At 65.9% G+C, this 12,161-nt stretch carries 16 protein-coding genes and 1 tRNA gene; 9 read left to right on the top strand and 8 right to left on the bottom strand.

Annotation, left to right across the window (positions count from 1 at the left end; genetic code table 11):
* Nucleotides 1-13: 13 nt before the first annotated feature.
* Genes NDN16_RS16980 through NDN16_RS16960 form a run of 5 tightly spaced genes read left to right on the top strand, consistent with a single transcriptional unit; the run spans nucleotide 14 to nucleotide 4,272 of the window.
* On the top strand, nucleotides 14-1,378 hold the full coding sequence (locus NDN16_RS16980; protein ID WP_251114654.1) for a replication-associated recombination protein A: 1,365 nt from the start codon (nucleotides 14-16) through the stop codon (nucleotides 1,376-1,378).
* The gene (gene crcB / locus NDN16_RS16975) at nucleotides 1,378-1,758 is read left to right on the top strand and encodes a fluoride efflux transporter CrcB (protein ID WP_251114676.1); all 381 of its coding nucleotides are present in this window, start codon (nucleotides 1,378-1,380) and stop codon (nucleotides 1,756-1,758) included. The genes NDN16_RS16980 and crcB overlap by 1 nt, the downstream gene beginning before the upstream one ends.
* 52 nt (nucleotides 1,759-1,810) lie before the next feature.
* Nucleotides 1,811-2,797 (top strand): RluA family pseudouridine synthase, encoded by a 987-nt coding sequence (locus tag NDN16_RS16970; RefSeq protein ID WP_251114653.1) that lies wholly within the window; start codon nucleotides 1,811-1,813, stop codon nucleotides 2,795-2,797.
* Nucleotides 2,797-3,504, top strand: coding sequence for an HAD-IA family hydrolase (locus NDN16_RS16965; protein ID WP_251114652.1), 708 nt, complete (start codon nucleotides 2,797-2,799; stop codon nucleotides 3,502-3,504). Before NDN16_RS16970 ends, NDN16_RS16965 begins: the two co-directional genes overlap by 1 nt.
* A gap of 9 nt (nucleotides 3,505-3,513) precedes the next feature.
* Nucleotides 3,514-4,272 (top strand): ATP12 family chaperone protein, encoded by a 759-nt coding sequence (locus NDN16_RS16960; RefSeq protein WP_251114651.1) that lies wholly within the window; start codon nucleotides 3,514-3,516, stop codon nucleotides 4,270-4,272.
* On the opposite strand, the gene NDN16_RS16955 is transcribed toward NDN16_RS16960, so the two are convergent.
* From NDN16_RS16955 to lipB, 4 genes are read right to left on the bottom strand one after another with little or no spacing between them, the layout of a single operon-like run.
* On the bottom strand, nucleotides 4,248-5,030 hold the full coding sequence (locus tag NDN16_RS16955; RefSeq protein WP_251114650.1) for a molybdopterin-dependent oxidoreductase: 783 nt from the start codon (nucleotides 5,028-5,030) through the stop codon (nucleotides 4,248-4,250). The two genes, NDN16_RS16960 and NDN16_RS16955, sit on opposite strands and share 25 nt — an antisense overlap.
* The gene (locus NDN16_RS16950; protein ID WP_251114649.1) at nucleotides 5,027-5,839 is read right to left on the bottom strand and encodes a cytochrome b/b6 domain-containing protein; all 813 of its coding nucleotides are present in this window, start codon (nucleotides 5,837-5,839) and stop codon (nucleotides 5,027-5,029) included. The genes NDN16_RS16955 and NDN16_RS16950 overlap by 4 nt, the downstream gene beginning before the upstream one ends.
* Before the next feature lie 19 nt (nucleotides 5,840-5,858).
* A complete protein-coding gene (locus tag NDN16_RS16945; RefSeq protein ID WP_251114648.1) occupies nucleotides 5,859-6,299 on the bottom strand; it encodes a YaiI/YqxD family protein in 441 nt (146 codons plus the stop codon).
* Nucleotides 6,296-7,033, bottom strand: coding sequence for a lipoyl(octanoyl) transferase LipB (gene lipB, locus NDN16_RS16940; RefSeq protein ID WP_251114647.1), 738 nt, complete (start codon nucleotides 7,031-7,033; stop codon nucleotides 6,296-6,298). The genes NDN16_RS16945 and lipB overlap by 4 nt, the downstream gene beginning before the upstream one ends.
* A gap of 163 nt (nucleotides 7,034-7,196) precedes the next feature.
* Between lipB and NDN16_RS16935 the strand changes: the two genes are divergently transcribed.
* Nucleotides 7,197-7,281: transfer RNA gene (locus tag NDN16_RS16935), tRNA-Leu, on the top strand.
* Nucleotides 7,282-7,469: 188 nt separating this feature from the next.
* Nucleotides 7,470-8,930: a PAS domain-containing protein gene (locus tag NDN16_RS16930; protein WP_251114646.1), complete on the top strand. Its 1,461-nt coding sequence runs from the start codon at nucleotides 7,470-7,472 to the stop codon at nucleotides 8,928-8,930.
* A gap of 3 nt (nucleotides 8,931-8,933) precedes the next feature.
* On the opposite strand, the gene NDN16_RS16925 is transcribed toward NDN16_RS16930, so the two are convergent.
* From NDN16_RS16925 to NDN16_RS16915, 3 genes are all read right to left on the bottom strand, one after another.
* A complete protein-coding gene (locus NDN16_RS16925) occupies nucleotides 8,934-9,233 on the bottom strand; it encodes a DUF982 domain-containing protein (RefSeq protein ID WP_251114645.1) in 300 nt (99 codons plus the stop codon).
* A 94-nt stretch (nucleotides 9,234-9,327) separates the two neighbouring features.
* Complete coding sequence (locus NDN16_RS16920; RefSeq protein ID WP_251114644.1) at nucleotides 9,328-10,029, bottom strand: anti-sigma factor; 702 nt, start codon at nucleotides 10,027-10,029, stop codon at nucleotides 9,328-9,330.
* Nucleotides 10,026-10,586 carry a sigma-70 family RNA polymerase sigma factor gene (locus NDN16_RS16915; RefSeq protein WP_251114643.1) on the bottom strand — a complete coding sequence of 187 codons (561 nt, stop codon included), beginning with the start codon at nucleotides 10,584-10,586 and terminating at the stop codon, nucleotides 10,026-10,028. Before NDN16_RS16915 ends, NDN16_RS16920 begins: the two co-directional genes overlap by 4 nt.
* Before the next feature lie 245 nt (nucleotides 10,587-10,831).
* On the opposite strand from NDN16_RS16915, the gene NDN16_RS16910 reads away from it, so the two are divergent.
* Nucleotides 10,832-11,353: a fasciclin domain-containing protein gene (locus tag NDN16_RS16910; protein WP_251114675.1), complete on the top strand. Its 522-nt coding sequence runs from the start codon at nucleotides 10,832-10,834 to the stop codon at nucleotides 11,351-11,353.
* Nucleotides 11,354-11,394: 41 nt separating this feature from the next.
* On the opposite strand, the gene NDN16_RS16905 is transcribed toward NDN16_RS16910, so the two are convergent.
* Nucleotides 11,395-11,784, bottom strand: a complete 390-nt coding sequence (locus tag NDN16_RS16905) for a hypothetical protein (RefSeq protein ID WP_251114642.1) — start codon at nucleotides 11,782-11,784, stop codon at nucleotides 11,395-11,397.
* Nucleotides 11,785-11,961: 177 nt separating this feature from the next.
* Here NDN16_RS16905 and NDN16_RS16900 point away from each other — a divergent pair, with 177 nt between their 5' ends.
* On the top strand, nucleotides 11,962-12,123 hold the full coding sequence (locus NDN16_RS16900) for a Thivi_2564 family membrane protein (protein WP_143190113.1): 162 nt from the start codon (nucleotides 11,962-11,964) through the stop codon (nucleotides 12,121-12,123).
* Nucleotides 12,124-12,161: the final 38 nt, after the last annotated feature.

Raw genomic sequence — 12,161 nt, 5'->3', positions numbered from 1 at the left:
CCTGGAGCAGAGCATGGCCGATCTTTTCGCCGGGCAGGATCAGCCCGCTCGCAAGCCGCAACAGGCCACCGCTACCGATCGCGGCGAGCGGGCCGGGACGGGGGACGCCGGCCGCCCGCTGGCCGACAGGCTGCGCCCGGCGAACCTGGCGGAGGTGGTGGGGCAACCGCATTTGACCGGTCCGGATGGCGTGCTGACGCGCATGCTGGAACAGCGCTCGCTCGGCTCGGTCATTTTCTGGGGTCCTCCGGGCACCGGCAAGACGACGGTAGCGCGGCTCCTGGCCCACGAGGTGGACTACGCCTTCGAGCAGATTTCGGCGATCTTTTCCGGCGTCGCCGATCTGAAGAAGGTATTCGAAACGGCGCGTTTGCGCCGGTCCAACGGTCGGCGCACATTGTTGTTCGTCGACGAGATCCATCGCTTCAACCGCGCCCAGCAGGACTCCTTTCTGCCCGTCATGGAGGATGGGACGGTCGTTCTCGTCGGCGCCACGACGGAGAATCCATCTTTCGAACTGAATGCGGCCCTCTTGTCGCGGGCGCGCGTGCTGACCTTCCGTCCCCATGACGCGGAGGCCCTTTCAAGGCTGCTGGAGCGCGCGGAAGCCGCTGAGGGCCGGGCGCTGCCGCTCGACGACGAAGCGCGGCAATCCATGCTTCGCATGGCCGATGGCGACGGGCGCGCGGTGCTGACGCTTGCCGAAGAGGTCTGGCGCGCGGCCAAGCCGGGCGAGATCTTTTCGGCCGAAACGCTGCAGGAGATCGTGCAGCGGCGCGCGCCCATCTACGACAAGGGGCAGGACGGGCATTACAACCTGATCTCGGCGCTTCACAAATCGGTACGCGGGTCGGATCCCGATGCGGCGCTTTACTATCTGTGCCGCATGCTGGACGCCGGAGAAGACCCGCTCTATCTCGGCCGCCGGCTGGTCCGGATGGCGGTGGAGGATATCGGCCTCGCCGATCCGCAGGCCCTGGGCGTCGCCAATGCGGCCAAGGATGCCTACGATTATCTCGGCAGCCCGGAGGGTGAGCTGGCGCTGGCGCAAGCCGCCGTCTATCTGGCGACGGCACCGAAGTCGAATGCGCTCTACACGGCCTACAAGGCTGCGATGCGAACCGCACGGGAGGGCGGCTCCCTGCTGCCGCCGCGCCATATCCTGAATGCGCCGACGAAGCTTATGAAGGAAGAGGGCTACGGAAGCGGCTATCGCTACGATCATGACGAGCCGGACGCTTTTTCGGGGCAGAACTATTTTCCGCAGGAATTGGGCCGGCAGAGCTTCTATCGACCCGTTCCGCGCGGTACGGAGCGCGAGATCGGCAAGCGGATGGCCGAGTGGGCCCGCCTCCGCCGGGAGCGGGGCGAGCCGTGATCCTCCGGGACATCGCCCTGGTGGCAATTGGCGGCGCCGTCGGCTCCGTACTGCGCTACCTGGCCGGCGTCGCGGCAAGCGCCCTTTTCGGCATGGGATTCCCTTACGGGACCTTTTTCGTCAACGTGACCGGCTCTTTCGCCATGGGCGTGCTGATCGAGGTGATCGCGCGCCGCTTCGAGGCCTCGGAGGCCCTGCGGCTGCTGATCGCGACGGGGGTGCTCGGCGGGTATACGACGTTCTCGTCGTTCTCCCTCGATACGGCCGCGCTGTGGGAGCGGGGGCAGCAGCTTCTTGCCTTGGGCTATGTCGCCGCCTCCCTCGGCCTCGGCATCGCGGCCCTGTTCTGCGGCCTGTGGCTTGCAAGAAGCCTCGCCTAAGCGCGGATATTGCTCTATCGAGGGGCCGGAACGCGAATTTTAAGGATATGTCATGGCAAGCGTGGAGCAGGTCCGGGTCGACGCGGAAGAGGCCGGCCTGAGGCTCGACCGCTGGTTCAAGCTGCACTACCCGGGCCTCGGTTTCGGCCATCTGCAGAAACTGTTGCGCTCGGGCCAGGTCCGTGTCGACGGTGGGCGCGCCAAGACCGATACGCGGCTCGAGCAGGGGCAGGTCATCCGCGTGCCGCCCATGCAGGGCGACGCGGCGCGGCTCAAGGTGGCGCCGCTGACGGCCAACACCATCCGCGACCGCCACGATGCGGATGTCCTGTCGCAGATGCTGATCTATGAGGACGACAAGGTCTTCGTCTTCAACAAGCCTGCCGGGCTGGCCGTCCAGGGCGGGTCGGGCGTTACGCGGCATGTGGACAAGATGCTGGAATCCTGGCGCAATCGCCGGGGCGAGAAGCCCCGTCTGGTGCACCGTATCGACCGCGATACGACCGGCATCCTCGTGGTGGCGCGCACCCGTACGGCGGCCGTGGCGCTGACGAAGGCCTTCCGCGAGCGGGAGACGAAGAAAGTCTACTGGGCGTTGGTCAAGGGCGTTCCGGCCCCGAAGGAGGGCCGCATCTCCACCTATCTCGCCAAGGAACAGACGCCCGACGGCGACAGGATGCGTATCGCGCGGCACGGCGACGATGGGGCCGACCATGCGTTGTCGCATTATCGCGTCATCGACCAGGTTGCGCAGAACTTCGCCTGGCTGGAGATGGAGCCGTATACGGGGCGCACACACCAGTTGCGCGTCCATGCCGCCCATATCGGGCATCCGATCCTCGGCGATCCGAAATATTTCGAACACGATACCAACTGGGAATTTCCGGGGGGCGTGCAGAAGAAGCTGCATCTCCACGCGCGGCGCATCATAATTCCGCATCCCGATGGCGGCGTGGTGGACCAGATCGCTCCGCTGCCGCCGCACATGGTGCAGACGTGGAACCTGTTCGGCTTCGACGAGGCGGCTGAGGAAGATTGATGCGCCTGTTCCTGTTCGATTGCGACGGCACCATCGCCGACAGTTTCGCGGTCATCTGCCGCACGATGCAGGGCGCCTTCCGCGCGCGCGGACTGGTGGCGCCCGCCGATACGGCCATCCACGCGATCATCGGCCTGTCCTTGGCCGAGGCCATGCAGAGATTGCGGCCGGGCTCGACGACGGCCGAGGCGGAAGACCTGGCCGACGCCTACCGCGCCACCTTCCAGGCGGCGCGAACGGCGGGGCAGGTGCACGAGCCGCTCTTTCCAGGCATGGGCGAGCTGGTCGCCCGCCTTTCGTCGGTCGACGAGAACCTCGTCGGCATGGTGACGGGCAAGTCGCGCCGAGGGGTGGACTTCATCCTTGCCACGCATGGGCTTGCCGACCGCTTCCATGTGGTGCGCACCGCAGACGACTGCCCCTCCAAGCCGCACCCGGCCATGGTGCTGGAAAGCTGCGCTGAAACGGGCGTTTCCCCGTCCGACACCGTCGTCGTGGGCGACGCTGCCTTCGATATGGCGATGGCGCGCCAGGCCGGCGCGACGGGCATCGGGGTTGCCTGGGGCGCGGCGCGGCCGGATGCCTTGCGGGCAGCCGGGGCAACGGCGGTGGCAACCGATGCAAGCCATCTTGGCCGGTTGCTGGATGCCTGGCGCACACATGAAGAGCCGTCGCGCTGGATGCCGGCCCCTTTCCAAACCGCCTGAGCCCATACCATGAAGGATACCCCACCCAAACCGCCGGAACTTCCCCGGCGCTTCTATGAAACGGCATCTGCGGCCGAGGCCGGCGGACGCTGGCGCGTCCTCCTGGACGGGCGGCTTGTCCGCACGCCGGGCCGCGCGGTTCTGGAGGCGACGTCCCAGGCGCTCGCCTCTGCGCTGGCGCAGGAATGGGCGATGCAGGGCGAGCGGATCGACCCCTCCTCGATGCCGCTGACGCGGCTGCTCAACACCGCTATCGACGGCGTCGCGCCCCATCTTGCGGAAACGCGGGACGACCTGGCCCGCTATGTCGAGACGGACCTCCTGTTCTACCGGGCCGACAGTCCCCAAAGGCTGGTGGCGCGGCAGGCCGAAGGCTGGGACCCTGTAATCGACTGGGCAGGCAACCGGGTCGGCGGACCTTTCCAGGTGACTTCCGGGATCATGCATGTCGCCCAGCCGCCGGAGACGATCCGGGCCTTCACCGCCCTCTTGTCCACGATCGCGGATCCGCTGGAGATCGCGGCCCTGCACCAGATGACCACGCTGACCGGCTCGGTGCTTCTGGCTGTAGCGGTGCTGGAGGGTCGCCTTGCCGCGGAGGCGGCTTTCGAATTGGCCCATATCGATGAAGACTGGAACATCGAATTATGGGGCGCTGACGAAGAAGCGGCGCAAAGGCGCGCGTCGCGCCGCGCCGACATGATGGCGGCGGGACGGGCGATCGGTCTTGCGGGCCGTGGAGATCAGATTCCGGCGAACCAGTCGTAACCGCGATCTTCCCAATATCCGCCATAGCCGTCGCCGAAGCCGTCCAGGCTGGCGGCCAGCGTGATGCGGCTGACATATTTGGCCATCTTGTACCCCAATTGCCGCTCGACGCGCACGCGCAGCGGTGCGCCGTTGGATATGGGCAGGGGCTGTCCGTTCATCGCGTGGGCAAGGATGGTCTGCGGGTGGCGCGCATCGATCAGGTCGATCGATTCGTAATAGCGGATCGGGCCGGTAAAGCCGTTCTCCATCGTGTCGAAGCACGAGAAGACCGCATAGCGCGCCCCGGACTGCACGCCGGCGGCATCCAGGACGAGGCCCAGCGGAACGCCCGTCCACATGGCGATGCAGCTCCAGCCTTCCACGCAGTCGTGGCGGGTGATCTGCGTGCGGTTCGGCATGTTGCGCAACTCGGCCAGCGAATAGCTGGCCGGCCTGTCGACCAGACCGTCGATCGCCAGCCGATAGCCGGCGAAGGCGTCGGCCGCCAGTTGTCGATAATCGGCATCCTGCGGGTTGGTGACGCCGTTCGGCCGCATCGGCTGGCGGATTTCGCTGGCAGAAAACTCCTGCGCCAGGGCGTTGGAACCAAGCAGGAGCCGCTGGACGCGATAGGTCAGGCCATTGGCCGAGGCAAGCACCTCGCGCATGGCGCCGCCACGCTCGACCGCGCCGTCGAAACAGCCTGTCAGGGGCAGGGTTCCCAGTGTCGCCGCACCGCCGAGAAGCAGCCGTCTGCGTCGCGGGTCGGGTGTCATGGGCGTTCTCCATCGGTACGGTACCAGCCGGTGATCATCGAGCGCAGTTCGTTGAGCGGCCCTGCCAGGACAACCATGACCACATGGACGACGAAGAAGCCGACAAGCACGAGCATGATGGCAAAATGCAGTGTCCGTGCGCTCTGGCGTCCGCCGAACAGATCGGCCAGAAACGGCACCATCGCGTTGACGCCGGGCGACATGGTGAGTCCCGTCACGATCATCAGCGGCAGCGCAACCAGCAGAATCAACGCATAGCTGAGCTTCTGCAGCGGGCCATAGGCGCGGCGATGGCGCAGGCGCAGGCGCGCATGGTCGGCGATGTCCTGCGGCAAGGCGCGCGCATCGCCGGGCCCCGGTACGATATCGCGCCAGAGATGTCTGTTGACGAGGCTCGAGACCAACCACAGCGCAAGCGCCGCGACGAGTATCCAGGCAAAGAAGAAATGGACGATCCGTCCCGTGGCGAGATCGCGATAGGAGGGGATCGTCATCCAGCCGGGGAACGATTTCGCCGTCATGCGCCCGCCTTCGTCCACCGTGCCGAGCCAGCCGGTCGTGTCGAAGGCATGCCCGAAGATTTCCGTTACGCCGCGCAGCCGGCCCCCGTCGACCACGGCTCCGATGGACAGGATAGTGTTGTCGAAGGCGAAGCCCGATTGGCGGCCGACATACAGGTCGGGCCGCGCCATGAAGATCTGCAGGCCGGACAGAAGCAGGAAGAAGAGGGCTATGGCCCAGATCCAATGCGTCAGCCGCGTCATGGCCGCATGGCGGTAAACCGTTCTGGTATCCTTGCCCTCGGCCATGTCCACTCCCGGCGCCACTCTAAGCGCGACGCTGCAACACCCTGTTCAGTTCCTGCCTGAAACGCGAACGATCCGCCGCCGAGAAGGCGGCATTATGTCCCTTGCTTTCGCCCGTTTCGCGCAGGTGCTGGTTGAAGGCGCGGTAGGAAAGGGCCGCGCCGATGCTTTCCGGGGTGAAGGGCCGGCCATTGACGTTCAGAACCGTAGCGCCCCTGGCCAGACTTCTGTCGGCCAGCGGTATGTCGGCCGTCACCACCACGTCGCCCGTGCCGGCATTGTCGGCGATCCAGTCGTCGGCCGCGTCGGCGCCGGCCGCCACCGTCACGAGCCGGGCACCGGGAAACTTCGAGGGCATGAGGCCGCCGTTCGAAACGTAGGTGACGTCCACACCGAACCGGCGTGCGACGTCCAGGATGTCGTCTTTTACCGGACAGGCGTCGGCATCGACATAGACGATCATGCCAGTGGCCCGAAAACGGTCTCGAAATTGCGGCGCAGCATCGAATCCACTTCGGGCATGGATACGAGCAGGCCGAGATCGGCAAGACTCGTCACCCCATGGCCGCGTACGCCGCACGGCACGATGCCGGAAAAGTGCGACAGGTCCGGATCGACGTTCAGGCTGATGCCATGAAACGTCACCCAGCGGCGGATGCGGATGCCGATGGCCGCCACCTTGTCCTCTGCCGGCGCTCCGTCCGGTCCGGGCGGCCGCTCGGGCCGCGAAACCCAGACACCAACCCTGTCCTCACGCCGCTCTCCCTTGACCTGCATGTCGGCAAGGGTTGCGATGATCCACTGTTCGAGGGCGGCGACGAAGGCGCGAATGTCCGGCTGCCGGCGCTTCAGATCCAGCATCACATAGGCAACGCGCTGGCCGGGGCCGTGATAGGTATATTCTCCGCCGCGCCCGGCATCGAAGACCGGAAACCGGTTCGGATCGGTCAGGTCGTCGGTGCGCGCGCTGGTGCCCGCGGTATAGAGCGGGGGATGCTCCACCAGCAGAACCGCTTCGGGTGCTTCGCCGGCGGCGATGGCCGCCACGCGTGCCTCCATCCATGCCAGCGCTTCGGGGTAGGGCGTCAGCCCGCCACGAATCAACCAGTCCACCGGGGGCGTGCCGGAGACGGCGGGAAAGTGAGCGCTTCGGGTCGAAAGGCGCGCCGGGGCGGATTGGGCGATAGGCTGGTCCATGCTGACTATGTAGCGTCGAGCCGTCTTTTCCGGAAGTGTTCCAGATCGCCGGCCGAAAAAACGCCGGGGCGTGCGAAATGGGCTTGTGCGCAACACGGTGCTTTGTTACATGCCCGCCACCGGTCGCAAGATCGGCCTGCCGGTTTCGACCGGCACACGGCGTGCGGTCGTGGCGGAATTGGTAGACGCGCAGCGTTGAGGTCGCTGTGGGGCAACCCGTGGAAGTTCGAGTCTTCTCGACCGCACCATTCGTGACTTGTCCTCCTCATTCAGCTCCGATGATTGTCGCTCCGGCATGATCCGTAGGGCGCCAAGCATATCGTTTTGGGTGACGTCGTCACCTGTGACGCAGCGTCTGGATAAAGACGCGTTCAACCGCTAATAACGTCCACTTTCGATGGCGCGCGGAACTCGCACGCATTGGTTGCGAGGTGAGATGGACCGACAGGAAGAGCGCCGGATCGAAGGCGAGATCCACAAGGCATCGGCCTCCACCGATCCGTTCGCGGCCGCGGTGCGTACGACGCGCATGCCCATGCTGATCACGGACCCCCATCAGCCGGACAACCCGATCATCTTCGTCAACGATGCCTTCAGCAAGCTGACCGGCTATGGGCGCCACGAGATACTCGGCCGCAATTGCCGCTTCCTGCAGGGTACCGGCACCAACGCCGATGACGTCACCCGCATACGCAACGCCGTCGCACGGTGCGAGGCCATCGAGATCGACCTGTTGAATTACCGCAAGGACGGATCATCCTTCTGGAACCGCCTGCTGGTCTCCCCAGTGTTCGACGAGGATGGAAACCTCACCTATTTCTTCGCCTCCCAGTTCGACGTTTCGCCCGATCGCAGGCGTGTGTCCGAATTGCAGAGCGCGCATGGGGAGATGGAATCCGAGGTCGAGCGGCGCATGCTCGACCTGATGCAGAGCGAAGGCCGGATGCGCTTCATCCTGAACGCGGCAGGAATGGGGGTCTGGACGCTCGATCTCAGGAATCAGCGGCTTGTGGCTTCGCGGCACTGCAAGGCGAATTTCGGCCGCGAGGCGGACGAGCCCTTCACCTATGCCGACCTGCAGGAGGCCGTCGTTCCGGAAGACAGGGTGCGGTGGCGTGCGACGATCGATGCGGCGATCGCGTCGGGCAACGAATTCGATATCGAGTATCGTATCAGGACGCCGCTGGGCGAAACGCGCTGGGTCGAAGTGCGAGGTCAGGTCAGCGCCGACATCACCGACCAGCCGACCGGTATGGCCGGAATTTCGGTCGACATCACCGCGCGCAAGGAGGCGGAGGAACATCGCAAGCTGCTGGCGCGTGAACTGAACCACCGGGTCAAGAACTCGCTGGCGACCGCTCAATCGGTGTTCGCCCAGTCCATGCGCTCGGCGAAGACGCTGGAAGAGGCGCAGGAGATCGCCTTTGGACGCATGCAGGCCCTTTCCATGGCGCAGGATCTGCTGACGCAGGACGGATTCTCCGCGGCGCAACTGGAGGATGTCGTCTCTTCTGCCATCAAGCCATTCGACGGTGGGGCCTTCCGCCTTGGCGGACCACGGGTGGTGCTGGGCGCGCGCTCGGTCTCGGCATTCGCGCTCGCCCTCCATGAACTGGCGACAAACGCGTCCAAGTATGGCGCCTTGTCCACCCCGAACGGCACGATCACGATTGCCTGGACGTTGGAGGAAACGGCCGGCGACCCGTTATTGCGATTCCATTGGAGCGAGCAGGGCGGACCCCCGGTCCGAAAGCCCGAACGCCGCGGCTTCGGGACACGGATCATCGAGGGCGCATTGGCGGCCGAAATCAACGGTACCGCATCGATCGACTTTCGCAGCAGCGGCATCGCCTTCGAGGCGGTTGCGCCGCTGAAGGATCTGACCGAAGACGCCTGACGGTCAGGCCGTAAGGCGCGGGGGCGTCTTGATCCCGGCCGTGGCGGGCGCGACGTCCATATCCGGCACCATCAATCCGGACCGCTCGGCGAAACGGGCGACCGAGCGGCGCACCGTTTCCGCATTGACCTGCTTTGCGAAGGCCGCCTTGCAGGCCTGCACGGCGGCCACGTGGACTTCGGTTCGATGCACCGTCCGGCAATTCTGAAGCCAGGCATAGGCCTGCGTCACGGTTACGATGTCCCGCGGCACGCCGATGCCGAAGAAGACTCGAACCGGAACCTGGAAGACATCGTATTCCATCGTTGAACCTCCCCGAATCTGCATGTCATCAAGATGGCGCAGCTCACGGATTTTTCAACGCTCTCGTAGTGATCGGGTGCCTGCCGGGGGTGCGTCAAACAGCGCCGAGGGCACCTTGGCCGATAATCGGTCCGGTGGGCAGGCCCGTCGGCGAGCCGCCCGCCGGCTCGTCCGACAAGGCGAAGGCATCTCCCTGCGCATCGGCCGGCAGCGGAGTGTCCAACGTCATGGCATAGGTGCTCCCGGCCTCGACGACGCCCATTGAGCGCGGCGTCCTGCCGGCCGGCACATACCACAGCTCCGCCACGCGCCCGGCCGTCCGGGGCAGGGAAAGCGGTGTCACCGTCACCGACCGTCCATCCGGCGAAAGGGTAACCACCGCCAGGGGCTGGCCCGATTGCGCGGCGACGACGGAACTGAAGGCGGGGCCGGCCGGCCGCTCTGCCGGCTGCACCAGAACGAGCAGGACCGCCAGGCTGGCCGCTGCAACGGCCATGCTGCCGATGGCCAGCCAACGCCATGTCGCGGAAACCAGGTGCGTGGCGGCAACCGCCACCGGCACGGGTTTGCGCGTGCGATCGGATATGCGTTGCCACAGCTCCGCAGGCGGTTCGACGGATACTGCGTCGGCGGCCAGCGGTGCAAGAATGCGGCTCCATCGATCCACCTCGGCGGCGAAGGCGGGGTCGCTCGCGTAGCGGTGCGCAGCGCGCGAGCGGGCCGCTTCGTCCAGTGTGCCGAGCGTAAATTCGGCCGCAAGGAAATCCTCGTCGTCGAAGTCGTCCACCGCGCTCATGGCTCCATGCACCCCCGCAGCTTCATCAGGCCCCTGCGGATGATGCTTTTCAAGGTGCCGACAGGCATTGCCGCGCTGCGGGACAGTTCGTCATGCGTCCGCCCCGTCAGGAACGCGGCACGGATGGCCCATCTGGCCCGCTCCTCCAGTTGCTCCAGACACCGGCCCAGCCGTGCCAGATCCTCTCCGAACAGCAGCGTCGAAGCGGCATCCGGGCGGTCGTCGGCGATGTCGTAAGCGGCGTCCTCCGCCACTTCCGCGCGCCGCGACGCATTCGCGGCGCGCAAACGATCGATCGCCCGGTGATGCGCGATCGCGGCCAGCCACGTAATCGCGCTTGCCCGGCTGGAATCGAACTGCGACGCCTTCTGCCAGACGCTGACATACACTTCCTGCAAGGTCTCTTCCGCCTCCTGTCGTGTCGGCAGGATACGGAGGCAGATGCCGAACAGTTTCGCGCTCGTCATGCGGTAGACGGTCGCAAAGGCGGCGTGGTCGCCATGCGCGGCCTGCTCCAGAGCCCTGGTCAGGATCATGCGTGCGTCTGGTTGGGCCATGCCCGTGCGGCTCCCATGCAGGTCCATGCGTATCCGGCAAACTAGTGCCGATGCCCGTTTCAGGGAGTGGCGGCATCCTGGCGGTTTTTTTCGCCGCCGATGCATCCGCCAGGCCGAAGGCCTCGTAGCTGCCCACCGTACAAGCAAACCATGGGGAGAAAACCATGAAGACGATTTTTTCTGCGGCCGTGATCGGCCTGGCCCTGACCGGTGTCGCGCTGGCAGAGGCCGACAAGGGCAGTTCGATGCCCGTCGAAAGCATGGCCATGTCGCAGGAGGGCGGCAGCGTGACCGTGGGCGGCGCGCCGATGTACGCCAACAAGACCATCGCGGAAAATGCGGTCAACGCCTCCAATCTCACGACGCTGGTGGCCGCGGTCAAGGCGGCCGGGCTGGTCGAGACACTCGGCGGGCCGGGACCCTTCACCGTTTTCGCGCCCGATGACGCCGCGTTCGCGAAGCTTCCCGCCGGTACCGTCGACGCGCTGGTGAAGCCCAAGAACAAGGAGAAGCTGACGCAGATCCTGACCTACCATGTGGTCCCGGCCCGTGCGACGGCCGAGGCCGCGATGGGGATGATCCGCGACGATGGCGGCGCCCATAAGGTCAAGACCGTCGAGGGTGAGGAACTGACGCTTGGCATGGCCGGCGACAGGATCACCGTCACGGACGCCAGCGGCAATGTGGCGACCGTCACGCAGGCCGACGTCCTGCAATCCAACGGCGTCGTACATATCGTCGATACGGTGCTGATGCCGGCAATGTAATGCGTCGGCGCCGGGCGCACCCTTCGCCCGGCGCCTCGGCCTCAGTTCGTGCAGCCGTCGCGCGCCTGCGCGGCGGCTGTCTCGTCGCCTTCCTGCTGCGCCGCGACATCCGCAGGCGACGTCGCGACCGACGTGTCCGCCTGGCCCGGCTCGCTCGCCATGGGCATGGTGCTGCCGTCCTTCACGATCCCGCTGCCCTGGCCGTTGCCGTCGGAGGCGCCGGCCATCGCTCCGGTTTCCATGTTGGTGGTGGTGCCGCCGTCGGGCTGTTGCTGCGTCAGCTGGTCCGGCGCCTGCATCGGCGCCGTGGACCCGTCCTTGGAAATCGCTCCCGCCGCCTCTGCCGCAGTGTCGTGGCAGTCCGCAAGGGCGACAGCCGGCGTCATCAAGAATGCGGACGCTGCGATGACGATGATCGTTCGCGTGTTCATCCCGAACCTCCCTGTTCGTTTCCGGCGCCCGCTGGAAAAACTTCCCGGGCCGCCAAGCGTTCCTCCGCCCGTGCGACCCCTCGCCGCGCCGCGTGTCTGCGCTAGATGACAGCCCTGTGAAGGCCCTTGGACAGCAAGGGTCGGTAAGCCGCATTGGCGGCAGGGAGTCTCAAGCGGATGGGCGTACTCATCAGTATATTGATCACGTTCCTGGTCGTGGTCCTCGTTCTTTGGCTCGTCCAGCAACTGCCGCTGGATGGCCGGATCAAGCAGATCGTCCAGGCCATCGTCATCATCATCGGGATCATTTCGCTGCTGCGTTATCTCGCGGTGTTTTGACCGACGTCGGGCGCCGGGGCAATCCCGGCGCTCGTCTT

This window comes from Aureimonas altamirensis (assembly GCF_023702225.1).
GTDB classification, from domain to species: domain Bacteria; phylum Pseudomonadota; class Alphaproteobacteria; order Rhizobiales; family Rhizobiaceae; genus Aureimonas; species Aureimonas altamirensis_B.
Note: the sequence above shows the minus strand (reverse complement) of the source record. Positions and strands in the feature narration are given on the sequence as shown.

Bases quoted from the DNA above. Each gene is read 5' to 3' on its own strand.
- NDN16_RS16925 (WP_251114645.1), bottom strand. From the start codon at position 9,233: ATGGAATACGATGTCTTCCAGGTTCCGGTTCGAGTCTTCTTCGGCATC.
- NDN16_RS16955 (WP_251114650.1), bottom strand. From the start codon at position 5,030: ATGACACCCGACCCGCGACGCAGACGGCTGCTTCTCGGCGGTGCGGCG.
- NDN16_RS16960 (WP_251114651.1), top strand. From the start codon at position 3,514: ATGAAGGATACCCCACCCAAACCGCCGGAACTTCCCCGGCGCTTCTAT.
- NDN16_RS16920 (WP_251114644.1), bottom strand. From the start codon at position 10,029: ATGAGCGCGGTGGACGACTTCGACGACGAGGATTTCCTTGCGGCCGAA.
- NDN16_RS16980 (WP_251114654.1), top strand. From the start codon at position 14: ATGGCCGATCTTTTCGCCGGGCAGGATCAGCCCGCTCGCAAGCCGCAA.
- NDN16_RS16915 (WP_251114643.1), bottom strand. From the start codon at position 10,586: ATGGCCCAACCAGACGCACGCATGATCCTGACCAGGGCTCTGGAGCAG.
- NDN16_RS16970 (WP_251114653.1), top strand. From the start codon at position 1,811: ATGGCAAGCGTGGAGCAGGTCCGGGTCGACGCGGAAGAGGCCGGCCTG.
- NDN16_RS16910 (WP_251114675.1), top strand. From the start codon at position 10,832: ATGCCCGTCGAAAGCATGGCCATGTCGCAGGAGGGCGGCAGCGTGACC.
- NDN16_RS16945 (WP_251114648.1), bottom strand. From the start codon at position 6,299: ATGATCGTCTATGTCGATGCCGACGCCTGTCCGGTAAAAGACGACATC.
- NDN16_RS16900 (WP_143190113.1), top strand. From the start codon at position 11,962: ATGGGCGTACTCATCAGTATATTGATCACGTTCCTGGTCGTGGTCCTC.
- NDN16_RS16905 (WP_251114642.1), bottom strand. From the start codon at position 11,784: ATGAACACGCGAACGATCATCGTCATCGCAGCGTCCGCATTCTTGATG.
- NDN16_RS16965 (WP_251114652.1), top strand. From the start codon at position 2,797: ATGCGCCTGTTCCTGTTCGATTGCGACGGCACCATCGCCGACAGTTTC.
- NDN16_RS16930 (WP_251114646.1), top strand. From the start codon at position 7,470: ATGGACCGACAGGAAGAGCGCCGGATCGAAGGCGAGATCCACAAGGCA.
- NDN16_RS16950 (WP_251114649.1), bottom strand. From the start codon at position 5,839: ATGGCCGAGGGCAAGGATACCAGAACGGTTTACCGCCATGCGGCCATG.
- lipB (WP_251114647.1), bottom strand. From the start codon at position 7,033: ATGGACCAGCCTATCGCCCAATCCGCCCCGGCGCGCCTTTCGACCCGA.